Source organism: Microbacterium imperiale, assembly GCF_017876655.1.
GTDB classification, from domain to species: Bacteria; Actinomycetota; Actinomycetes; order Actinomycetales; family Microbacteriaceae; genus Microbacterium; species Microbacterium imperiale.
This window is the reverse complement of record NZ_JAGIOK010000001.1, coordinates 2433618-2455767: the sequence shown is the minus strand read 5'-3', so window position 1 is coordinate 2455767 and position 22150 is coordinate 2433618. Positions and strand designations below refer to the sequence as shown.

Genomic DNA, 22150 nt, shown 5'->3' with positions numbered 1-22150 from the left:
ATCGGCATGGCGCGTCAATGACGCTGTCGCTTACGAAGCGATGCGCGAGTCCGCGACGTTGCTGACGAGCCTTCTTCTGCAGTCCTCCATCGAACGCTCTGGGCCCTCGGCAGCTGCGTTGTCCGAGCTTCAGCAGCTCCAGCGAGACATCCTCGACGTGGATGGACACGACCGCGCGGCCGTGAATTCGCTCGCTGACCGAATCGCCGTTCGAATTACGGAGCTGACGCCTTGACCAGCTGGGAGCTCGAACCGAGTGAGCGCGACGCGATACTGGCGCGCGACGTCCTTCCTCTGGTTTTTCAGAGCTCGACTCACGCTGAAGAGTCACCATCTCTCACCCTGCTGGCTGGCCAGCCTGGGACCGCACGTCAGAGGGCGATCCGGACGCTGATCGTAGAACACGGTCAAGCGCCAGCCGTTGTGGGCGCCGATGATCTGCGCGCATTTCACCCGCGGTTCGCTGCGCTTTCCGTCGCCAGCGCACCTGAGTCACTCGACGCCGTCACCCGAGCAACAGCGGCATGGATGCGCGACTGCATCCGTTACGCCCGCGAGAATCAGCGTTCACTGCTGCTCGAGGGAGCGTTTCAAAATCCAACAGCCGCTGTAGGAACGGCTGCGCGGTTCGCGGCCGCGGGGTTTCAGACGCGCGTCGCGATCGTCGCATCGCGGAGAGCCGAGAGCCTTCTCTCCGTGGCATCCCTCTACTTGAGCAACGTCCGTGCCGGCAACCTTGCGCGGCTCGTCAGCCGAGAAGCTCATGACCGCGCGTTCGAGGCGACCCGCGATCTCGCGGTAGAGGCAGAAGGCTCGTCGGCCGTCGACCAGTTGACGGTGATCGGCCGCAACGGCGACGTGGTGTTCGACGCGCGCCGAGCTGACGGTGACGAGGTGTTCCGCGGTGCCGCGGCAGCCCTCGAAGGCGCGCAGTCCGCCCGTCTGAGTCGGTTCGACGCAACGCAGTGGCTCAGCGAGCTTCACCACGCGACCGACTTCGCGATGACGCGCCGAGACCTCCCCCGCGCTGTCACTGAGCTCCTCGTCGAGCTGCACGACGTCGCTCTCCGCGAGGTTATCCCCGAGCTGTACGCGCCCAGCGACGGCAAGTTCATCAGCGCGATCGAGCAGAAGACGGTAGCGAGACTGGGCGACCTGCAGCGTTCGCAACCGCTCGAGGAGGTCGTTGATCTCGCCGCACCGGTCGTCGTTCCTGTCGGCCCCGAGCGCGGCGGCGTCTCGCGCTGACTCACATCAGGGCGCATCGCCCGCTCTTCTCAGACCGTCCTGGTAGTGGCTCACAACGCGACCGGAGGCGCGCGCAGTGCCGAGTCCGAGGATTACCGGACTGAGCGCAGCGAGGGAGGATATGCCGCAGGGCCGGAACGGAGCGCGCCGGAGGTCGCTACGATCGGCCGCCAGGACGGATCCGCCACCTACTCCCCCGATAGCTCGGCGAGCTTCTGAATCAGAGGTCGGCGGTCTGCGAGCGGCTCGGTGATCAGCATCCGGATGATCCCACGGAACATCTCGACATCCGGCGACGGCAGCCGACGCTCCAGTGGCGCGGCGCACCACGCAACGTCCTCCTCGACGTCGTAACCGGGCTCGTTGTCAGCCTTGTCGGGGTAGTACATGAACGCGCTGATGGCGGTGCGGTAGAGCACCTTCTCGGCGCGGCTCCTGTCGATGACGCTCATCGGTTCAGTTCTCTCGTGTCGGGGTGACGCAGCATCGGATGCGGGGCTGCGGGGTCCAGATGATGGACTCGGCGCGGTTCTTCGTGGTGGCGGAGGCGCTCGCTGATCTGCTTCGCGATGGCATCCATTCGCGCCTCTTCGATTTCCTGCGGCGTCATGCGCGGCTTCGGCTTAGGGCCGGGTGCCACACGGCTCAGTTCCTTCTGCAGGCGCGCGAGCTCCTCTTGCTGCTCAGCCAGCGCGTAGGTCGCGCGCGCTTTGAGACAGTCTCTCTTCCACGCCGCCAGCAGTTCCGGCGGCGTCGCGAAGATCTCCATCATGGTCATGAGTTCCTCCTCGGTCCAGGTTCGTGAGAAGAAGGCGTGGGCCGCGACGCGGTTCGCTTTGCGCTCGTCGCGAGGTACGCGATGGAGACGCTGCGTCGGCAGGCCGACTGCTCGGCGCCGTTTTTCGCGGTCGCGCCACGCGCGGTGGGAGGCCTTCTGCTTCTCCTTGTTGCGGGCGTAGTACTCGCGGCGGCGCGCACGCTGTTCCTCGGCATGCGCCGCGTAGTACTCACGTCGCCGCTCCCGGTGCTTCTCGGCGTTGTCGCGGTACTTGTCGCGCAGTCGCGCGTTGACCTGGTCCTTGTGCGAATCACGCCAGCGCTGGTTACGCTCACGCTTACCCGCCCGATACGCCTCAGGGTCCTTCTCGCGTTGCTCCGCGCGGTACTGCCGCTGATAGTCGAGGTACTCGTCGCGATGTGCCGCGTAGTATTCGCGCGCGTACTCACGACGCCTTTCCTTACGTTGCTTCTCCCTCTCGTAGACCGCAGCGCGAGCATGCGCGATCTGAAGGCGAAGGTCCTCGTTCGCTCGCTGGAGCCGCTCAGCATCGTCGTCGATCAAGGTGATCACCTCGCGACCGACGTCGTGGATGCCGATGGGGGCCAAATGCCGTCGAGCAGCGAATCAGCGGGAGCGAAGCGGTCGCGCAACGCGCGAGGCGGCGCGAGCGGGAAGCGCCGCTCGGCTTCGGCCGCGGACCGCTTGCCCTTCGGGAAGTACTCGTGGAAGAGCAGGCACTGCGGATCGACGGTGACCCAATGGCATCGCGTGCCCCACCAGACCGTGAGCTCGAGCTCAGCCTCCTCGACCGAGTTCACCCAGACGCCGGCCACATGCCCGTCGACGAGTAGGGCAGTGTGCCACTCGTGCGCACCGGGATGGATGCCGCGGACGGCCAGAGCCTCGTCGATCATCGCTCGTCGGATGCGGCAGTCATCGTCGGTTGCGCGGTCGCCAAGGATCGGAGCGGCGGACCGAATGCGCTCCCCCGCTTCCCCGAGACTCTCCCCTGCACTCGGATCAGGTCTCGCGTTCATGACCTGCTCGCGAACCTGGCCGCGATCCTCTTCAACTCGTCCGGCTGGAACCCTGACCAGTGGTCGTGCTCGTCGACGACCACGACCGGCGCGCGGGTGTATCCGAGGTCGCCGACAACATAGTCGCGGGCGGCGCTGTTCTCGTTGCGGGTGATGTCGCATTCGACGAACGGGATGTCGAGGTCCGCCAAGAGGCTCTCCGTGAGCATGCACTGCACGCACGCGGGGCCGGTCGTGTACACAGTGACGGCCCGCGGCGCGGCATCCGGCATCAGATCAGTAGCCATCGATCGTGCCTTCGCGCATGGCGGCTTCGACCCACTCGTCGACCTCGTCGACGGCGTAGAGCACAATGCGGCCGAGCTTGCGATAGCGCGGGCCCTTGCCCTCATGTCGCCACATCGCGAGCGTGCCGGTCGAGATGCCCGGCAGCTGGTCGGCCAGCATCTGCGGGCTCAGGTACTTGTGTTTCAGGTCGACGGGAGTCGTTTCGATCTTCATTGCCACGGCGCACCTCCGCTGCGTTGTTGGAACCGTGTTTGACATGAGTACACAACTAAGGAGTATGCTCTGTCAAGAGGTTCTGCGATGTGCGTTCGAGGTAATGCAAAATGAGGAGGTGAGAATCGACGTGACCACTCTCGATGGCACACCCATGTCAGCGGATGCCGCGACGGAACCCGTCGGGTCGGCGTTGCGCATTGCTCGCGCGTTCGTTGCAACCACGACGAACGACGAAACCGGGATCGAAACGACCCTCGAGGCGCACTACTCGCCCGACGAAGGTCAGTACGTCGTCATGACGCTCGTCAGCCGGGCGATACGGCCGGACTTCGATCGACGCGCGCTGCGTCACATCGCCGCGCAGGCGATCGTGCAAGCCGCCGTCCCGCATTGCATCGCGGTGCGCATGGATGGCTCGGACGGCGGCGAGTGGACGACGGTCGCAGACCTGACCGCCGGCGAGGGCCGGATCATCCCGCAGTGGATGGCATCCGCTGTCGTCAAGCGCGGGATGAAGGACGAGCGCATGGAGGTGATCGAGATCCTCTACGGCGCCGCAGCGCTCGCGGACCTGCCGCCGACGAAGGCGGTGCAGGTGGAACTCGATGTGCCGCACCGCACGGCATCCGACTGGATCGCGAAGGCGCGCGCCGCCGGCCGGCTCAAGGGCATGAACTATACGCAGGGCCGCCCGCGTCGAACGGACGATGCCTAAGCGCACGACCCGAAACGTCTACTCCTACGACTCGGTCAAACACGGCACGCTCTGGCGTGCCCGGTACGTCTCGCCCAGCAATCGCATCGTCGAGAAGCGCGGTTTCCTGACGAAGGCAGAGGCCGAGGCGTGGCTGACGACGGAGAAGTCGAAGCTGATAACCGGCGACTGGACCGACCCCCGCAAGTCGACGGTTACCGTCGGCTCCTTGGCGCCGGCGTGGCTCGATATCAAGAAGCGCACGCTCAAGCCGTCGGCGTACAAGCCGCTCGAGACGAGCTGGCGACTCCACGTCGCTCCGCGCTGGGAGCGCGTGCCGCTGCGCCGCGTGGTCAACGGTGATATCGCCGCGTGGTTGAGCGAGATCGACCGTTCTCCGTCGATCGTGCACCGCGCGTACGGGGTGCTCAACGGCATCCTGAAGCAGGCAGTCAAGGACGGGCGACTCGGCCGAAACCCTGCCACCGGCGTCGACTCGCTGCCACGCCGCCGAACCCGACGCATCCGCCGCTACTTGACGCAGGAAGAGCTGCGGCGTGTGGCTGATGCCAGTGGCTCGCATCGGCCGCTCGTGCTGACGCTGGGGTACTGCGGACTGCGCTGGGGCGAGGCTGTAGCGCTGAAGGTCGCCGACGTTGACCTCGAGAAGCGACGGATCACCGTGCACCGGTCGGCCGTCGAAGTGCATGGCGAGATCCACCTGAGCACGCCGAAGACGGACGCCAGCACCCGCCTCGTCCCGCTGCCCGCGATCGTGGTCGAGGCGCTGCGTGCGGAGATGACGGGACGCCGCAAGAGCGATCTCGTGTTCCCGGGGCCGACTGGCGAGTACATGCGACGCGTGCGCTCGTCGGCGGGCTCGAAGTCCTGGTGGAAGACGGCACTCAAGACCGCGGGTGTCGAGACGATGGTGCTGCACGACCTGCGCCACACCGCTGCGTCGATCGCGGTGAACGCCGGCGGCAACGTGAAGTCCGTGCAGCGGATGCTCGGCCACGCGTCCGCCGCGATGACGCTCGACCGGTACGCGGACCTCTTTGACGATGGGCTGGATCGGCTACTCGACCAGATCGATGGGGTCTGACCGTGGCCTGGCGTAGCCATACAGTGGTCGCGTGGCCGCACAACTGCAGCAGACGCACTGGGTCCGGGGCACGCTCCCTGCGGCCGTGCCGCCGGGCATGAAACATGCGCTTGTCGTCAAACTCGACGACGACTATGTGACAGTGACGACGCTCGCCTCCCTGACGACCCGAGGATCGTCCAGCCCCACCGTCGCGCCGCTGTCAAGAGACGACACTCCCGTCATGATCTCCGTCACGGACGAACACCTCGCAGACGCGGCTCGATATGAGCAGAACATTCGCGAGCTCATGAGTTGATCCGAGTCCGTCACGGACCGAGATCGCCCGACGTCGCCGCTAGACCGGACTCGCGAGTCCTGCCAGACGTATCACTGCCGAGTCCATCGGCTCGAGCGAGGCGAGAGGCAACTGTCGTTGGCCCCTTCTAGGCTCTACGCGTAGAGATGGGACGGCCATGGGTCTGGGACACGTGAGGTACGCAGTGATCGCGGCCGTCCGGCGCGACCCCAATGATGTTCTCCACGAGCACAAGAGTCTGGCGAACGCCCGATGAGCGCGCCGCGGGGCCGCACCTACCTGATCCAAATCGATGTGATCGCTCAGGAGTTCGTCACGATTCTTGAGAGCGGGAGCCTCGTTCTCGAAGATGCAGTCACGGGCGACTACGTCACTGTCGCGCCGAAGGACCTGGATGCGTTCGCCGAATCCGACCCACCGTATACCGCCCACATTGTCAGTTGCGTGCGCAGGGAACTTCTCGACGACACCCACGACCGCTGTGGCTGGGAATGGACGCAACACCCCGAGCGCAAGTGGTGGTACAGAGTCGGCGCTTGTCCGAAGTGCCACCCACCTTCCCCAGCCCCTGCCCACCTATCGCTCGCAGAGGACCGCATGCTGAACGATGAACCCGACGAACATGATGCATACCGACGATCATGGGTGTGCGGCGCGCATCACGTCCGCTCCCGACCATGGCTGACCATCAGTTGGGTCACTTACCCCCACCAAACACCCCACCTCGTTGTGCACGACGGGCCGACGGGTCCCGCGCTCCACTTCGACAGCCCTGATGGGGCAACCTTCGTCAGCCCTAAGGGCATAACTCCCGTGAGCTGGGATGAAGCCTTCGCGCCCAACGGGGATTGGTCCACGATCTGGGGCCCGGTCGACAGCAGAGAAGCACTCACCCCCAAGAGCGCGGCGTATCATGCTCTCGCGGTGCTGGTAGGCCTCGGGAAGGACTGGCTGGTCCGTCCGGCGCGATTCGTCGGGGATGACGACGATCCACTCTCAGTGACGTCGATCGAGCGTCGGTTCGGCACAGCGCAACAGTCGATGATCGAGTACCTGGCGCTCCTTGAGGCACAGTACGACGAAGGCGTCGCGACCAATCGGCCCGAGTACTGGCATGAACCAATGTGGGTGGGCTTGAAGCACGGACAGCCACTCGTGCTCGTCGATGAATCCGGAGTTCTTCACACGAGCAGCGGTCAACTAAGCCTCCCGGACACGACTGCGACGGTCGAACAACTGGTCAGCAACGCCGTTGCACCAAGGCCGCCGCAGCCTGCCGGACAACGTCGGCGACTTCCGGCAGAAAGACCGGTTGAAGTACCGGCGACCGCAACTAACCGAGTACCCCAGGTATCGCCTCCCGGCGACGGCGAGGTATCGCTACCAACCTGGGTGAGCAAAGTTCGAGGCCTGATGCTCGGCATCGCACTGGGAGACTCGATGAGTAGTGGCGGCGGAGTTCGAGACAACGGCAGCCAACTCCGCGCTGGGGCTGCAACGGAGCTTGCCGCATGGACCGTCGAGGGCCTGCTACGAAACTTCACTGCCTACGACTGGGCAATTCAATCTCAGAACGAAGAGGTGATGCGCGCATACCAGCGATGGGCGCTGCTCAGGGGTGCACGTTCCGGGGAGGCGGGGTGGGAGCCCTTGCCGATCGTCGACGGTCGCCCCGCTCGCGGCTGGCTCATGGACACGCCTGAGATCCGTACCGCTCACGGATCTTCGCCCTCAATGATGATGGCGTCGACCACGGGCAATTCGACTCGGGAGCCCAGCTCGCGAGGACTGATCAAGGGGCTGCCGTACGCAGCACTAGCCGGAGCCAGCGGCTTCGTACGCAGCGGACCGGACAAGGTAGCCGCGTACGCAGGGATGTTCGCCGGGCAGACGCATTCACACCCGTGGGTTACGGGGAGCGCGACCGTTTCGACGTTCCTCATCGCCCACTTGCTCCGATCCAATGCACCACTGTCTTCAACTCTTCACCACGCCGCGAGATAAGCCGACTCGATTTGGGGCCTCACCAGCACGAGCAACTTTCCACGTGCGGCAATCGGAGACGCGATCGATCGCGGATCGAGGGCTCCGCGGAGCCGCAGCAACCTCACGCACCTGGCGAGAGACGGCGATGCCCTCGGCGCGTTGGTTGGCGGCATATATGTCGCCACATCGTTCGACGACCATGATGGCGCGGAAGGCATACTCGACTTCTGCTCTCCCGCGGCGAACGGGCGGTCTGTAGCGTCGGTCGCCCTTGCCTTCGCGGGAGCAACCCACGGCTACGAGTCGCTCCCTCCTTCGCTCATTAGCCGCCTCGAGTTCGGCTGGATCATGGACCGCCTAGCCATTGACCTCACGACGCGAGTGTCCGCACCAAAGTGGCAACCGATAGATGATCGGGCATGGAGACTGAAGTACCCTGCGACTCCCCGAAACGAGGAATGACTTGGAGACCCCGCACCGACGTGTGCACCGCGTGCGCATTCCGAACCCATCGCTCGACCTGGTGGAGCACGAAGGGGGACAGCACGCCTGGGTCTGGGCCGTCCCACTGCCTTACCGGGCACTGACTGCGAGTTGGTCGGGGGCTCCAATGCCCGCGGCACCGGACACAGTGCCGGACGACGAGGGCCGGTTTGAACATCAGATTGGTTACTACGCCTCGCTGTTCTCGTTCCTCACCTATTCGTTCGGGTGGACGAGACCGGACAAGGGTCTGCTGTGGTGGTATACGCACGGGCTACCGGTTGAGGACGATCGACTACTGCTGATTCGCGACACCTGGGAGCGGGACGGAACTCTCCTCGGGTTCCTCGCGTGGCTATCAAGCATGCCGGCGGACCTGTTGTCTTCGAACACGCTTGCGCCTTGGGCTCGGCGGTTGGACGGGTCCCCACTGCGTCTTGAGTCTGAGTGGGTCCGTCGACTGGACGCCGCCGGGAAGCATGAGCCCTGGACCGGGGGAAGTGATCCGTTCCACCTCGGCACCGGATATCACATCGCCGCGCCGTCACTGTCGGACCGACCAGGCGCACGGACTCAGCTCCCCGGAGTGTCCAATCTCGACCTCAAGTCCCGCAGCGGCACTTACGTCAACGAGACCATCAATGGTTGGTACGCGAATCTTGTGCTGGCCGGAGAGCAGCTCCCGAAGATCCCCGGCGAACGCAGTTGGCGGATAGACGTGTACGTGAAGCCGATCGGCTTTGTTGGCACCTATCGTCGTTCACGCAGCACGGGGCTATGGTTCGCGGGCCAGCACAGATTCCACGCCGTAGGTAACTGATTGAAGCCGGACGTATGTGGCTCGTCTCAATGTCACGTCTCAGGACATCGGTCACGTTTCGTGGCAGAAACGTGGCAGAAGCTGTTTCGGCACCTCGGCCGGAGAGCAGAAAACCCGCGGAATTCCGCGGGTTTAGAGCCTAGATCTGAGAGCGGAGACGGAGGGATTTGAACCCTCGGTCCCCATAAGGGGACTCCACCTTAGCAGGGTGGTGCACTAGGCCTGACTATGCGACGTCTCCACGGCATCCGACGCGAGACGGCGCGGATGCACCCGGCAATCATAACCCGCTGGCCCGTCGGCTCCCAATCGAGAGGCGCGCGCTCACCGCTCCGCGACGGTGCAGGTGACCTGTGCGGCGCTCGAGCCGGCGATGTCGCTCGGCAGCTCGACGGCCTCCGACGGCGTCGCGGGCGGCTGCGTCGCGGCGGGGTCGGGCGCCTCGCCCTCGGGAGCGGGGGCGGCCGTGTCGGACGGCGCGGGCGCGGCGGGCTGCTCGGCCTCGCCGACGACCTCGACGCCGTAGCCCTGGCTCGCGTCTCCTGTCAGCTGGATCGGCCGGTTCTCGGCGAGCGCCTCGAAGAGCATGTCGGCGGATGCCGTGTTGGGCAGCACCCGCAGGCCGTCCGACGCGTAGGAGGTCGGGTACTGCAGGAAGTTGATGTCCGAGAACGGCACGTCCTTGACGGCCATCGCGATCTGCACCATCCGCGTCGGGTTCGCCAGCGACTCGCTGAGCACCAGCTGCTGATTGTTGACCTGCTGCACCGCGGTGGTGGCGATGCTGAACAGTGCCTGGGGGTTGGCCAGGACGGCATCCGACTGCAGCTTGCGCACCATCGAGCTCATGAACTGCTGCTGGTTCGAGATGCGCGCAAGGTCGGACCCGTCGCCGATGCCGTGGCGGATGCGCAGGAACTGCAGTGCCTCGGCACCCTGGAGAGTGTGGTTGCCGGCGGTGAGGCTCAGCGCGGTGTGCCGGTCGCTGATGTCTTCCGAGATGCAGACGTCGACTCCGCCGATGGCGTCGGACATGTTGATCACACCCGTCCAGCGGATGGCGGCGGCGAACTGGATGTCGATGCCCGTGAGCTCTTCGACCGTGAGCACGCTGCACGGCAGGCCGCCGTAGCCGTACGAGACGTTGATCATCTGCGCACTCATCGCCGCGTGACGTCCGCCCTCGCCGTCCGGGCAGGACGGGATCGGCACGATCATGTCGCGCGGGAACGACACGACGGTGACGCGCCGCGGCTCGTCGCTGATGTGCACGAGCATCGTCACGTCGTTGCGCTCGAGCCCGTCGTCGTCGATGCCGCACCGGGGGAAGAGCTCGAGGTCCTGACCCTCGCACGAGTCGGTGCCGACGACGAGCATGTTCACGCCGCCCTCGATCTCGCCGATGGTGGGCGGGAGCTGCCCGGCGTCATCGCCCTCGAGGGCGACGCTGTTGTCTGAGACCGAGCGCGCGGCATCCCACACCGCGAAGGCGCCGACCGCGACACCGCTGATGGCCACGACGGCCACGGCGACGCCGAGGATGGCGAGCAGCTGCACGAGCGGATTCGGCGAGCGCAGTTCTCCGTGCCGCGCGACAGGACGACGACGGCGCGGAGCCTTCGCATCGGAACGTGCGCTCACGGGTGTCCTCTCGACGGGCCGGCGGGAAGTGCACGCGGATGTCGCCACGACCACCGGCCGCCGACAGCGCACTCCCCAGTGACCGACTCATCATAGGGACGGATGGCTGGAAACTCCGTGAGCGCGGCCAGCGTCCGGGTCAGGCGGGGGCGAGCAGCCCCCGCTCGGCGACGAGATCGGTCGACAGGACCTTGTAGCCCTGGCTCTCGAAGAACACGGTGATGCGGTCGGGCTCGACCGCCATGACGGTGCCCTCTCCCCACTCCTGGTGCCGCACGACCTCGTCGACGGTGAACGGGGAGTCGGCGGCGGCGGCATCCGATTCATCCGCGTCGCCGGCGTCGCCGGCCCTCGCGGCGCACGTGTCGCAGTTGCCGCACGGCTCGACGTAGTCCTGACCGAAGTAGCCGAGCAGCGTCGCGCGGCGGCACCGCCGGGTCTCGGCGTAGTTGCGGAGCATCTCGATGCGCGAGTGGTCGATGCGCTCGCGCTCTTCCGTTCGCTCCAGCGCCGCGTCGACGGCGCGCTCGACGGTCATCCCCCGCCGCAGCGCGACCCCGGTGCGGCCCGTCCGGATCGCTCCCGCGTCGACGAGCACCGTGAGCAGGGCGGTGACCCGGCGCGGCGACAGATCGGCGGCCTCGGCGAGGTCGGCGCGGCGGCGGGTGCCGCCGGTCACCGCCGACACGAGGCGCTTCAGCTCGCCTCGTTTCGGGGCGGATGCCGCGAAGAACCGGCGCAGCGACAGATCTTCGGGCCGGTAGTGCAGCGTCGCGGTCGCGGGCTCGCCGTCGCGTCCGGCGCGCCCGAGCTCCTGGTAGTACGCATCGATCGAGTCGGGCACGTCGGCGTGCACGACGAACCGGACGTCGGCCTTGTCGATGCCCATCCCGAAGGCGGAGGTCGCGACCACGACGTCGACGTCACCGTCGTGGAACGCCTCGTGCACGCGCGTCCGGTCCTTGCTCGGCAGCCCGGCGTGGTAGGCCACGGCGCGCAGCCCGCGATCGGCGAGCGCCTCGGCGTACTGCTCGGTCGCTCGTCGGGTCGCGGTGTAGAGCAGCCCCGGATGCGGCAGCTCGGCGACCTGCGCGATGACGGCGTCGCGCTTCTCGGCCTCGTCCGTGTGGCGCCGGACGCCCAGCTCGATGTTCGGGCGGTCGACGTCGCCGACGAGGATCGCGGGGTCGCTCATGCCGAGGCGCTCGATGATCTCGGTGCGCACGGGGCTCGTGGCGGTCGCCGTCAGCGCCATGATGGGCGGTCGCCCGAGCCGTTCGGCCACTTCGCCGAGCAGCAGGTAGTCGGGTCGGAAGTCGTGACCCCACGCGGCGATGCAGTGCGCTTCGTCGATGACCAGCAGCGAGACGCCGACCTCGACGAGCTGTTCGACGACGTCATCCTTGGCCAGCTGCTCGGGCGCCAGCAGGACGTACGAGGCCTCGCCCGACCGGATCGCATCCCAGCCCTCGCGCTGCTCCCGCGCGCCGCGCGACGAGTTGAGCACGACACCCTCGGGAGCGTCGGGGGCCTCGTCGATGCGGGCGAGCTGGTCCTCCTGCAGGGCGATGAGCGGCGAGACGATCGCGGTCAGCCCCGGGCGCATCGCCGCGGTCACCTGGTACACCGCCGACTTGCCGGCGCCGGTCGCCCACACCACGAGCACGTCGCGGCCGGCGATCGCCGCCTCGATCGCGTCGAGCTGCTGGGGGCGGAGTTCCTCGATGCCGAAGGCGTCACGGGCGACGCGGGCGATGTCATCTGGCTGCACGGTCTCAGTCCACCTCGCCCCGCCGCTCGGCGCATGCCGCTTGCGACGGCGTCGCCGTTGTGGAAGGGAGCAGGAGCACCGGGACGCGGAGCGCAGTCACCGAGAAGGCGGCGGGGTCGTGGCCGACGCGACGGCCGACTCGCGCTGCACCACGTCGTACGAGGGTTGGCGCAGAGCACGCACCCACGGGTACATGCGGGCCCCCGGCAGCACGCGGGTTCCGGCGTCGAACCGCGGCTGCGGGGTCTGCTCGGGCAGCGGCTGCAGTCGGACCAGCGCGAAGGGCTGCCACCGGCCGAGCGGCGTCGCCGCGGCGAGCACCAGCCGCCAGGCGGCGTCCGTCGGGCTGCCGTCGAGGGTCTTCGCCGACAGCAGCACCGGTCCGCGGCGGCCGCGATACGGAAGCAGGATGCCGTACCGCGCGCGCTCGGCCCGCCGCACCGGCAGCAGCGCGAAGCGCAGCGGGAAGGCCCGCCCCGTCGACGCGAACTCGATGTCGGCGGTGCCGTCCGCGGCACCGCCTGCTGCGCCGCCGTCGATCTGCACGCGCAGAGCGAGACCGAGGATGTCGGGCAGGGCGTCGGGCAGGCCGATCGAGCGTGAAACGCGAGCGGTCACGGGCATCTCGCCCGAGGGCGGCGGCGAATCGATCCAGTCGATGCCGGTGCGACGCCGCTCGCCGACCCAGCGCACCGTGCCCGCCAGCATCCGTCCGCGGGGATGGATCGGTCGCGGACGTCGCACGAGCAGCATCGCGCCGAAGATCGCGCGCAGGCCCGAACCGATGACGGCGGCGACGGGCGCGGGATGGAGGGACTTCATGGCTCGACCCAAACGCGTCGACGGCGCGGGCGCACGGGGGTTGCGTTCGCAGCGACGACGGTCTCGGGGCGGCTCGCGGCGATGAGATCGCTCCCACTACACTCGGGGACGGCCTTCCGGATCGGTATGTGAACACCTCAACCTCGCCTCATCCGCTGCCGCGACACGACATCCAGGGACTGCGCGCCCTCGCCGTCCTCGCGGTCGTCGGCGCGCACGCGATCGGGTGGCCCCGCGGTGGTTTCGTCGGCGTCGACGTGTTCTTCGTCGTCTCGGGCTTTCTGATCACGGGCGCGCTGCTGCGCGAGATCCGCACGACCGGCGGCATCGGTCTCGGCGCCTTCTTCGGTCGGCGGGCGCGCCGCATCCTGCCCGCTGCCCTCGTCGTGCTCGTGATCACCGCAGCGACAGCCTTCGCCGTGTTCCCCCGTGCCCGGGCCGAGCAGACCCTCGTCGACGCCCTGTGGTCTGCGGGATTCGCGGCGAACTGGCACTTCGCCGCGATCGGCACCGACTACTTCCACGCCGACGACGCGGTCTCACCGCTGCAGCACTTCTGGTCGCTGGCCGTCGAGGAGCAGTTCTACCTGGTTTGGCCGGTGCTGCTGCTCATCGCCATCGCGGTGATGCCCCCGACTGCCCGGCGTTCCGCACGGACGGCGGTGGTCGTCGGGGCCGCGGCCATCACCGTGCTGGCGGGCTCGTTCGGCTGGGCGATGCTGCAGAGCGACGCCGCGCCGGTGCCCGCCTACTTCTCGACGTTCACCCGAGCGTGGGAGCTCGCCGCCGGCGCCGCCATCGCGGTCGCGGTGCCGGCGCTGCGCCGTCTGCCGGTCGGGCTCGGCGCGGCGATGAGCTGGCTCGGCCTCGCCGGCCTGATCTCCGCTCTGGCCGTCATCGATCCCGAGGCCGCGGGCTTCCCGGCGCCGTGGGCTGCCTGGCCCGTCGCGGCGACGGCCCTCGTCCTCGCGGGCGGTGTTCCGGGCGACCCGCGCCACCGGCACCTGTTCCCGTTGACCAACCCGGTGAGCGTCGCCGTCGGCGATGTGTCGTTCTCGCTCTACCTCTGGCACTTTCCGGTGATCGTCTTCGCGGCCGTGCTGCTTCCCGCCGGCGACGTGGCGACCTGGCTCGTGCTCGGCATCACCGGCATCCTCGCCGTCGCCTCGTACCACCTCGTCGAGCAGCCGTTCCGGCACCTGCCACTCGGACGGACGAGCCGACCCGCGGCATCGCCCGCAGCTGCGCCGGCGCCCGCAGCTCCGGCGTCACCGGCGCCGGCGCCCGCACCGACACCTACACCGTCTCCGACCCGATCCGCCGCGCTGAGCAGCCGCCCCGCCGGGTGGACGCCCGGAACGCGGTACTACCCCGGCATGCCGCGCCCGCAACAGGCGTCGGCCACGACGACGGATGCCGCTGCGCCGGCCCTCGACGCGCCCCCCCGCATCGCTCCCCCGCCGCCGGCGCCGCCCGAACCCTCCCCGGACACCGAGCCCACCCCCGCAGACGCCGCGTCACCGTGGTCGGCCTGGCGGGCTCGGTTCGGCCCGCCCGCCCTCCTGGCCGCCTCGGCCCTGGGCATGGCGGCGCTCGTGACGGTGCTCGTCGTGCAGACGTCGTTCGGCAGCCTCACCGCTCCCCCGGTCGCCCTCAACCCGCCCGACGCAGCGCCCGCCGTGGACGGCTCCGACGACGACCCGATCGCCGCGCTGCAGAACGAGCTTGCGCTCGCGGCGAGCGCAACCCAGTGGCCCGACCTGCATCCCACCCTCGACGAGGTCATGACCCGCTCGTCCGCGAGCAACCCGGTGCGCGACTGCTTCTCCCCCGAAGCCACGCCCACCGCCGCGGGATGCAGCGCGGGCAGCGCCGACGCCCCCGTGCACATCTACCTCGTCGGAGACTCCACGGCCATGGCCTACGCCCCGGCGTTCCGCGCCCTCGCCGATGCCAGTGCCGGCGGCATCCGCGTCACCACCGTCGGACTGTACGGATGCCGCTTCACCGACGTCGCCGTCCAGAACGACGGCGCCGGCATCATGGCGGCGTGTCCGCAGCGCAAGGCGGACGTCCGGGCGATGATCCTCGCCGACGCACCGACCCTGGTCGTGATGTCGAACGCGTACACGCTGGGCCACACCCCCGACGGCACCGACCTGTCGGCGGATGCCCTGCTGACGGCACAGGAGGCCGAGGCCGACACCTACGGCCTGCCCGGACGCATCGTCCACCTCGCTCCCCCACCCGAGGGGGCCGACCTGGGCCGCTGCTACTCGCCGGCGGGCTCACCGTACGGGTGCGCCTCCACCGTCTCGAGCACGTGGGGGCAGATGGAGGCCGCCGCCGAGCGCATCGCCGCCGCCTCGGGCAACCACGCCGTCAGCTCGCTGCCCTTCACCTGCTGGGAGCTCGTGTGCCCGGCCTTCGCCGGCGACATCCCGACCCGCTACGACCGCACGCACCTCACGGTCGCCTACGCCGAGCACATCGCGCCCGCCCTGCGCGCCGAACTCGCCGCACGGGGACTGCTGTGACGGATCTGGCGGAGGGTGTGGGATTCGAACCCACGGGACATTGCTGCCCACCAGTTTTCAAGACTGGATCCTTCGGCCGCTCGGACAACCCTCCCAGCGGCGTGAACCGCTGAGCTTCGATCCTAGCTGCCGGGGCGGCGCGTCAGAGCGCGCGGAGGATGGCGGCGACGCCGCCCTCCTGCACCGACACGGTGGTCTCGGATGCCTCGGCGAGCACCTCGGCCGGACCCTGCGCCATCGCGATGGCACGCCCGCCGTGCTCGCGCGCCCAGCGGAACATGCCGACGTCGTTGCGCCCGTCGCCCATCACGAGCACATCGGCCGGAGCGATGCCCAGCCAGCTGCGCACCCGCTCGAGCGCGGTCGACTTGTCGACGCCCTGGGGCGCGATGTCGAGCCAGGCCGACCAGCCCACCGCGTACGACACTTCGTTGAGCCCGATCCGCTCGACGAGCTCGACGAAGTCCGCGTCGGTCTCGTCCGGCGAGACGACGACGACGCGGCACACCTCCTGCGCCGACAGCTGCTCGAAGGGCACCTTGTCGGCGTCGTGAAGGTTCCAGTCGTGCAGCTCTTCGGTGTAGAGCCGGCCGCCGTCGGGCAGCTCGACCATGTATCGCGCGTCGGGCAGGTGCTCGCGCAGCAGCGTCAGCACCTCGGTGGGATCGAAGGTCTCGATGTAGAAGCGCTCGTACGCGAGCGCGTCGGCGAACGCATCGTCGGTGCGCTTGAGGATGACGGCGCCGTTCGAGCACACGACGTAGTCGGGCGCGAGTGCCAGGGACTCGAGGATGCCGTGGGTGCCCTCCCAGGAGCGTCCCGTCGCGAGCATGACCTCGTGGCCCGCGGCGTGCGCATCGGCGACCGCCTCGACCACACCGGGGCTGAGGGTCTCGTCCTCGAGCAGCACGGTGCCGTCGATGTCGAGCACGATCAGCAGACGCGTCGCGCCCGCGTCGGCCGGCATGCCCTCGGCGACGTCCTCGACGATCTCGGCGGCATCCGCCTGCTCGACGACCTCGATGCCCCCGGCATCGGGCAGGGCGTCGGGGGCCTGTTCCGTCACGGCATCCGATGCGCCTGTCGCGCCGCCGTCCGCACCCGCGGTCATGCGACCGGCTCCGCGATCTCGAGGCCGCCGAGGTAGGGCCGCAACGCCTCGGGGATGACGACCGAGCCGTCCGCGCGCTGATGCGTCTCGAGCAGAGCGACGATCCAGCGCGTCGTGGCGAGCGTTCCGTTCAGCGTCGCGACCGGCTCGGTCTTGCCACCGTCCGGACGGTGACGGATGTCGAGGCGACGGGCCTGGTACGTCGTGCAGTTCGAGGTGGAGGTCAGCTCGCGGTAGGCGCCCTGGGTCGGCACCCAGGCCTCGATGTCGTACTTGCGTGCCGCGCTCGAGCCGAGGTCGCCGGCCGCGACGTCGATGACGCGATACGACAGCCCGAGGTCCTGCAGCATCCGCTCCTGCATCTCGACGAGGCGCAGGTGCTCGGCCTCGGCGTCACCGGGCGTCGTGTAGACGAACATCTCGAGCTTGTTGAACTGGTGCACCCGGATGATGCCGCGGGTGTCTTTGCCGTACGACCCGGCCTCGCGGCGGTAGCACGTCGACCATCCGGCGTAGCGCTTCGCGCCGCGCTCGAGGTCGAGGATCTCGTCCATGTGGTAGCCGGCGAGGGGAACCTCGCTGGTGCCGACGAGGTACGCGTCGTCCTCTTCGAGGTGGTACACCTCGGCGGCGTGCTGCCCGAGGAAGCCCGTGCCGCGCATGACCTCGGGGCGCACGAGCGTCGGCGGGATCAGCGGCGTGAACCCGGCGGCGAGCGCCCGGTCGAGGCCGAGCATCATGAGCGCGATCTCGAGGCGCGCGCCGATGCCGCTGAGGAAGTAGAACCGGCTGCCCGACACCTTAGTGCCGCGCTCCATGTCGATCGCGCCGAGCTTCTCGCCGAGGGCGAGGTGGTCGAGCGGCTCGAAGTCGAACGTCGGCGGTTCGCCGTGGGTGCGGAGGGTGACGAAGTCCGCCTCGCCACCGGCGGGCACGTCGTCGATGACGATGTTCTCGATGCGCGCGAGTGCGGCCTCGGCGGCCTCCTCGGCGGCGGTCACGGCATGCTGAGCCTGCTTGACCTGCTCGCTGAGCTGCTTGGCCTCCGCCACGAGCGCGGCCTTCTCGTCCTTCGGCGCCTGCGCGACCTTCTTGCCGTGCGCGTTCTGCTCGGCGCGCAGCCGCTCGAAGGCGGTGAGCGCCTCGCGGCGGTCGCGGTCGGCAGCGAGGGCGGCGTCGACGGTGTCGGCCGACTCGCCGCGCTTCACCTGTGAGCGTCGGACCAGGTCGGGCTGTTCACGGAGAAGGGCGAGGTCGATCACCCGTCAAGTCTAGGGTCGCGAGGGGCGAGACCGCCGGTGCCCGACGGGAAGCGACCCGCCGCGCGGCGATGCGCAAGGGGCACCGCCGCCCGACGACGACGGCCCTAGGGTGTAGCCATGGCGACCGAATCCGACGACACCTCCCCGCGAGAGCGCTCCGACGATCCCGCGGGCGACACCCGCGACCAGCGCCCCTCGGACAAGCCCGACCCCGTAGCGGCGGCCGCACCCGACGACGTCATCCGCGAGCCCGAGGATGTCGCCCCCGACACCACCGACGGCGAGACCGGCGAGGCCCGCCGCGTCGGCCCGGAGGGCGAGACCGAGCCGATGGCCGGGGGCGACGAGAAGCCCAGCCCGAAGGCCGCGCTCGTCTACAACCCCGTGAAGGTCGACGGCGACGAGCTGCGCGACCAGGTGCTGCGCGCCGCCGAGGCCGCCGGCTGGGAGGAACCCCTCTTCTACGAGACGACGGTCGACGACCTCGGCGACGACGTCACCCGACAGGCCCTCGAGGCGGGCGCGAACGTCGTTCTCGTCGCCGGCGGCGACGGCACCGTGCGCGCCGTGTCGGGAGAGATGAGCGGCAGCGGCGTGCCCCTCGCGATCGTCCCCAGCGGCACCGGCAACCTGCTCGCCCGTAACCTCGGCCTTCCGCTCACCGAGCCCGAGGCGATGATCGAGGCCGCCTTCTCGGGTGACCGCACGGCGATCGACGTCGGCTTCGCGCGCCTGACCCGCACCGACGGCGAGATCGAGGAGCACGCGTTCGTCGTCATGGGCGGCATGGGCCTCGACGCCGCGATGATCGCCAACACCAACCCGCAGCTGAAGAAGTCCGTCGGCTGGGTCGCCTACGTCGACGGGGCCACGCGCTCGCTCGTCAAGGCCAAGCCGTTCCGCGTCGTCTACCAGCTCGAGGGTCACCGCATGCACGCCGCCCGCGTGCAGAGCGTGCTGTTCGCCAACTGCGGCTCGCTGCAAGCGGGACTCGAGCTGATCCCCGAGGCATCGATCACCGACGGCGAGCTCGACGTCGTGATCATGCAGCCGAAGGGGTTCTTCGGCTGGCTGCTGGTGTGGCGGCGCGTGGCCTGGGACAACAGCTTCCTGCGGAAGTTCCGCGCCGGCCGGCGCATGCTGTCGCTGCGCACCAAGGACAACGCCGTCGTCTACTCCCGCGGACCCGGCGTCGAGCTCGCCCCGCAGGACCCGCACCCCGTCCAGCTCGACGGCGACGAGTTCGGCGAAGCGACGCACGTCAGCACCCGGGTCGAGGCCGGCGGCCTGATCATCGCCGTCCCCGAGGGACACACCCTGCCGGAGGACTGACCGGCGCCGCGCTGCCACAACTCCTCAGATCCGCGAGCGCTGCCGACCACCTCACCCGCGGCGGCGGGGAGCGGCGGCGTGCGGCAGCGGGCGGGGCTCCGGTTCTGAGGAGTTGGCGCGACGCGACCGCGGGGCACGTCCGCGGGGCACGTCCGCCCACGGGTGTCAACCGGTCCCGGCCGGAACGGCGCGCGAGCCAGGATGACGGGATGAGCTCCCCGTCGATCGTCTGGTTCCGCGACGACCTGCGCCTGGCCGATCACCCCGCACTGCTCGCGGCGATCGACCGCGGCGAACCGGTCGTGGGGCTCTACGTCCTCGACGACGAGTCCGACGGCATCCGCCCGCTCGGGGGTGCGGCACGGTGGTGGCTGCACCATTCGCTGACGGCGCTCTCGGCCGACCTGCGCGAGCGGGGGTCGCACCTGGTGCTGCGGCGCGGGCCTGCGGCATCCGTCGTCCGTTCCGTCGTGACGGATGCCGGCGCCGGCGGGGTCTTCTGGAACCGCCGCTACGGCGGGGCCGAGCGTGCGATCGACGCCGAGCTCAAGGAGGGCCTGCGCGCCGACGGGCTCGAGGTGCGCTCGTTCGCCGCCTCGCTGCTGTTCGAGCCGTGGACGGTCACGACCGGCAGCGGCACGCCGTTCTCGGTGTTCACGCCGTTCTGGCGCGCAGCGCGCAACCTGCCCGCCCCGCGTGAGCCGCTTCCGGCGCCGGCGGAGATCCCCGGCATGCCGTCGCCTCCCACCGGTGACGACCTCGCCGACTGGGAGCTGCTGCCGACGAAGCCCGACTGGGCCGGCGGCCTGCGCGAGCGGTGGGAGCCGGGCGAAGCCGCGGCACGCGCCCGGCTGCGCACGTTCCTCGACGACGACCTCGGGTCGTACGACGCCGCCCGCGACGAGCCCAGCGCCGGTGCGACATCACTGCTGTCGCCGCGGCTGCGGTGGGGCGAGCTCAGCCCGCACACGGTCTGGCACGCGGGGGTCGAGACCGGCGGCGGCGCCGGCGCCGGAGCGACATCCGCCTCACGGTTCCTGTCCGAGCTGGGTTGGCGAGAATTCGCGTGGCACACGCTCTTCCACTTCCCCGACCTGGCGACGAAGAACTGGCGGAAGGGCTTCGACGCCTTCCCGTGGCCGCCGCTTCGGCCCGAGCACCTGACCGCCTGGGAGCGGGGCGAGACCGGGATCCCCCTCGTGGATGCCGGCATGCGCGAGCTCTGGCACACCGGATACATGCACAATCGGGTGCGGATGGTGACGGCATCCTTCCTGACGAAGAACCTGCTGATCGACTGGCGGCTCGGCGAGCAGTGGTTCTGGGACACCCTCGTCGACGCGGACGGCGCGAGCAATGCGTTCAACTGGCAGTGGGTCGCCGGGTCGGGCGCGGACGCGTCGCCGTACTTCCGCATCTTCAACCCCGAGCGGCAGGCCGAGAAGTTCGACCCGCGCGGGGTGTACATCGGACAGTGGGCGCCCGACAGCGCCGCGCGCGAGCCGATCGTCGACCTGGCCGCCACCCGCCGCGAGGCCCTCGCGGCATACGAGCACGTCAAGCGGGCCCGCTGAGCTGCGCGAGCAGGCCCACGTCGGGGCCGGATGCGGTGCGGGAATAGCCGCACCGGGCACGAGGTTGCCCTCACCGATATGACTGCTGCAGCCCGCCCCGCCCTGTCCGTGCTCGACCTGGTGCCGGTGCGCACCGGACAGACCAGCGCCCAGGCGATCGCGGCGTCGCTGACGGTCGCGCAGCGCGCGGACGAACTGGGGTACCGCCGCTACTGGTTCGCCGAGCACCACAACATGCCGGCCGTCGCCTCGACGACGCCGCCCGTGCTCATCGCCGCGGCTGCGTCGCGCACCTCGCGCATCCGCGTCGGCTCGGGCGGCGTGATGCTGCCCAACCACTCGCCGCTCGTGGTGGCCGAGCAGTTCGCCGCGCTCGAGGCCATCGCCCCGGGGCGCGTCGACCTCGGCATCGGGCGCGCTCCCGGCAGCGACCCGGTCATCACCCAGCTGCTGCGCCAGTCGGGCACGACGAGCGATGTCGACCGGTTCCCCGACAACATCCGCGACATCCTCGCGCTCGTGTCGGGCGACGGCGCGACGGTGCGGTTCACCTCGGGCGGCACCTACGACGTCCACGCGACGCCCGCCGCGACCACGACCCCGGACGTCTGGCTGCTCGGGTCGAGCGACTACTCCGCGCAGCTGGCGGCCGCGCTGGGCCTGCCCTACGTCTTCGCGAACCACTTCTCGGGCGAGGGGCTCGACCGTGCGCTCGGGCTGTACCGCGACCAGTTCCGTCCGTCCGAGACGCTCGGCGCGCCGCGCACCTTCCTCACCGCCAACGCGGTCGTCGCCGACACCGACGCTGAAGTCGAGGCGCTGATGCTGCCGCAGGCTCGCATGATGGCCCGTCTGCGCGGCAATCGCCCGCTCGTCGCGCTCGAGACCGTCGAAGAGGCCGCCGCCGCCGAGGCGTCCGACCATCTCGCCGCTCCCCTGCTCGACGCGCTGCGCTCGCGCTGGTTCGTCGGCACCGGGCCGGACGCTCAGTCCGCGCTGACGGCTTTCGCGTCGCAGCACGGCGTCGACGAGGTCATGATCTCGCCGGTCGCCGCAGCGTACGACGGCGAGCAGCCGGATGCCGCCCCCAGCCGCATCCGCACCCTCGAGCTCCTCGCCGCCTGACCCCAGGCGCCCGGGCCGG

At 69.3% G+C, this 22150-nt stretch carries 20 protein-coding genes and 2 tRNA genes; 10 read left to right on the top strand and 12 right to left on the bottom strand.

Translation table 11 applies throughout. The annotated features are described in order from the left end of the window. The first annotated feature begins 231 nt into the window (after positions 1-231). A complete protein-coding gene (locus tag JOF37_RS11950; protein ID WP_210007014.1) occupies positions 232-1248 on the top strand; it encodes a zeta toxin family protein in 1017 nt (338 codons plus the stop codon). Between the two features lie 188 nt (positions 1249-1436). On the opposite strand, the gene JOF37_RS11945 is transcribed toward JOF37_RS11950, so the two are convergent. The 5 genes from JOF37_RS11945 to JOF37_RS11925 form a co-directional block, all read right to left on the bottom strand. Then, positions 1437-1700 (bottom strand): hypothetical protein, encoded by a 264-nt coding sequence (locus JOF37_RS11945; protein WP_210007013.1) that lies wholly within the window; start codon positions 1698-1700, stop codon positions 1437-1439. Next, complete coding sequence (locus tag JOF37_RS11940; RefSeq protein WP_210007012.1) at positions 1697-2590, bottom strand: hypothetical protein; 894 nt, start codon at positions 2588-2590, stop codon at positions 1697-1699. Before JOF37_RS11940 ends, JOF37_RS11945 begins: the two co-directional genes overlap by 4 nt. A gap of 5 nt (positions 2591-2595) precedes the next feature. Then, the gene (locus tag JOF37_RS11935; protein ID WP_210007011.1) at positions 2596-2943 is read right to left on the bottom strand and encodes a hypothetical protein; all 348 of its coding nucleotides are present in this window, start codon (positions 2941-2943) and stop codon (positions 2596-2598) included. A gap of 119 nt (positions 2944-3062) precedes the next feature. After that, on the bottom strand, positions 3063-3353 hold the full coding sequence (locus tag JOF37_RS11930; RefSeq protein WP_245338157.1) for a glutaredoxin domain-containing protein: 291 nt from the start codon (positions 3351-3353) through the stop codon (positions 3063-3065). Beyond that, on the bottom strand, positions 3343-3573 hold the full coding sequence (locus tag JOF37_RS11925) for a helix-turn-helix transcriptional regulator (protein WP_210007852.1): 231 nt from the start codon (positions 3571-3573) through the stop codon (positions 3343-3345). The genes JOF37_RS11930 and JOF37_RS11925 overlap by 11 nt, the downstream gene beginning before the upstream one ends. A gap of 124 nt (positions 3574-3697) precedes the next feature. On the opposite strand from JOF37_RS11925, the gene JOF37_RS11920 reads away from it, so the two are divergent. From JOF37_RS11920 to JOF37_RS11900, 5 genes are all read left to right on the top strand, one after another. Then, a complete protein-coding gene (locus JOF37_RS11920; RefSeq protein ID WP_271175071.1) occupies positions 3698-4285 on the top strand; it encodes a hypothetical protein in 588 nt (195 codons plus the stop codon). After that, positions 4278-5369, top strand: a complete 1092-nt coding sequence (locus tag JOF37_RS11915; protein ID WP_210007010.1) for a tyrosine-type recombinase/integrase — start codon at positions 4278-4280, stop codon at positions 5367-5369. The genes JOF37_RS11920 and JOF37_RS11915 overlap by 8 nt, the downstream gene beginning before the upstream one ends. 31 nt (positions 5370-5400) lie before the next feature. Further along, positions 5401-5667 (top strand): hypothetical protein, encoded by a 267-nt coding sequence (locus JOF37_RS11910; protein ID WP_210007009.1) that lies wholly within the window; start codon positions 5401-5403, stop codon positions 5665-5667. A 252-nt stretch (positions 5668-5919) separates the two neighbouring features. Continuing rightward, on the top strand, positions 5920-7671 hold the full coding sequence (locus JOF37_RS11905) for a TY-Chap2 family putative peptide chaperone (protein ID WP_210007008.1): 1752 nt from the start codon (positions 5920-5922) through the stop codon (positions 7669-7671). Positions 7672-8263: 592 nt separating this feature from the next. After that, positions 8264-8956: a hypothetical protein gene (locus tag JOF37_RS11900; RefSeq protein ID WP_210007007.1), complete on the top strand. Its 693-nt coding sequence runs from the start codon at positions 8264-8266 to the stop codon at positions 8954-8956. A 152-nt stretch (positions 8957-9108) separates the two neighbouring features. Here the strand turns inward: JOF37_RS11900 and JOF37_RS11895 are convergent. From JOF37_RS11895 to JOF37_RS11880, 4 genes are all read right to left on the bottom strand, one after another. Then, positions 9109-9197 (bottom strand) — tRNA-Ser (locus JOF37_RS11895). A gap of 83 nt (positions 9198-9280) precedes the next feature. Further along, complete coding sequence (locus JOF37_RS11890; RefSeq protein WP_210007006.1) at positions 9281-10597, bottom strand: LCP family glycopolymer transferase; 1317 nt, start codon at positions 10595-10597, stop codon at positions 9281-9283. Positions 10598-10736: 139 nt separating this feature from the next. Further along, positions 10737-12368 (bottom strand): RecQ family ATP-dependent DNA helicase, encoded by a 1632-nt coding sequence (locus JOF37_RS11885; RefSeq protein WP_210007005.1) that lies wholly within the window; start codon positions 12366-12368, stop codon positions 10737-10739. Between the two features lie 96 nt (positions 12369-12464). Continuing rightward, complete coding sequence (locus JOF37_RS11880; protein WP_210007004.1) at positions 12465-13190, bottom strand: hypothetical protein; 726 nt, start codon at positions 13188-13190, stop codon at positions 12465-12467. 128 nt (positions 13191-13318) lie between these two features. Between JOF37_RS11880 and JOF37_RS11875 the strand changes: the two genes are divergently transcribed. Then, positions 13319-15727 (top strand): acyltransferase family protein, encoded by a 2409-nt coding sequence (locus tag JOF37_RS11875; RefSeq protein ID WP_271175070.1) that lies wholly within the window; start codon positions 13319-13321, stop codon positions 15725-15727. Positions 15728-15733: 6 nt separating this feature from the next. On the opposite strand, the gene JOF37_RS11870 is transcribed toward JOF37_RS11875, so the two are convergent. The 3 genes from JOF37_RS11870 to serS form a co-directional block, all read right to left on the bottom strand. Then, positions 15734-15821 (bottom strand) — tRNA-Ser (locus JOF37_RS11870). A gap of 48 nt (positions 15822-15869) precedes the next feature. Then, a complete protein-coding gene (locus tag JOF37_RS11865; protein ID WP_210007003.1) occupies positions 15870-16838 on the bottom strand; it encodes an HAD-IIB family hydrolase in 969 nt (322 codons plus the stop codon). After that, positions 16835-18100 (bottom strand): serine--tRNA ligase, encoded by a 1266-nt coding sequence (serS, locus tag JOF37_RS11860; protein WP_210007002.1) that lies wholly within the window; start codon positions 18098-18100, stop codon positions 16835-16837. Before serS ends, JOF37_RS11865 begins: the two co-directional genes overlap by 4 nt. 330 nt (positions 18101-18430) lie before the next feature. Here serS and JOF37_RS11855 point away from each other — a divergent pair, with 330 nt between their 5' ends. From JOF37_RS11855 to JOF37_RS11845, 3 genes are all read left to right on the top strand, one after another. Further along, positions 18431-19432 (top strand): diacylglycerol/lipid kinase family protein, encoded by a 1002-nt coding sequence (locus JOF37_RS11855; RefSeq protein ID WP_245338716.1) that lies wholly within the window; start codon positions 18431-18433, stop codon positions 19430-19432. A gap of 209 nt (positions 19433-19641) precedes the next feature. Then, on the top strand, positions 19642-21006 hold the full coding sequence (locus tag JOF37_RS11850) for a cryptochrome/photolyase family protein (RefSeq protein ID WP_210007000.1): 1365 nt from the start codon (positions 19642-19644) through the stop codon (positions 21004-21006). A 78-nt stretch (positions 21007-21084) separates the two neighbouring features. Further along, a complete protein-coding gene (locus tag JOF37_RS11845; protein WP_210006999.1) occupies positions 21085-22131 on the top strand; it encodes an LLM class flavin-dependent oxidoreductase in 1047 nt (348 codons plus the stop codon). The last annotated feature ends 19 nt before the right edge of the window (positions 22132-22150 follow it).

Coding starts and splice junctions, on each gene's coding strand:
- JOF37_RS11945 (WP_210007013.1), bottom strand. CDS start 1,700: ATGAGCGTCATCGACAGGAGCCGCGCCGAGAAGGTGCTCTACCGCACC.
- JOF37_RS11935 (WP_210007011.1), bottom strand. CDS start 2,943: ATGATCGACGAGGCTCTGGCCGTCCGCGGCATCCATCCCGGTGCGCAC.
- JOF37_RS11930 (WP_245338157.1), bottom strand. CDS start 3,353: ATGGCTACTGATCTGATGCCGGATGCCGCGCCGCGGGCCGTCACTGTG.
- JOF37_RS11915 (WP_210007010.1), top strand. CDS start 4,278: ATGCCTAAGCGCACGACCCGAAACGTCTACTCCTACGACTCGGTCAAA.
- JOF37_RS11905 (WP_210007008.1), top strand. CDS start 5,920: ATGAGCGCGCCGCGGGGCCGCACCTACCTGATCCAAATCGATGTGATC.
- JOF37_RS11900 (WP_210007007.1), top strand. CDS start 8,264: ATGCCCGCGGCACCGGACACAGTGCCGGACGACGAGGGCCGGTTTGAA.
- JOF37_RS11880 (WP_210007004.1), bottom strand. CDS start 13,190: ATGAAGTCCCTCCATCCCGCGCCCGTCGCCGCCGTCATCGGTTCGGGC.
- JOF37_RS11865 (WP_210007003.1), bottom strand. CDS start 16,838: ATGACCGCGGGTGCGGACGGCGGCGCGACAGGCGCATCGGATGCCGTG.
- JOF37_RS11855 (WP_245338716.1), top strand. CDS start 18,431: ATGGCCGGGGGCGACGAGAAGCCCAGCCCGAAGGCCGCGCTCGTCTAC.
- JOF37_RS11850 (WP_210007000.1), top strand. CDS start 19,642: ATGAGCTCCCCGTCGATCGTCTGGTTCCGCGACGACCTGCGCCTGGCC.
- JOF37_RS11845 (WP_210006999.1), top strand. CDS start 21,085: ATGACTGCTGCAGCCCGCCCCGCCCTGTCCGTGCTCGACCTGGTGCCG.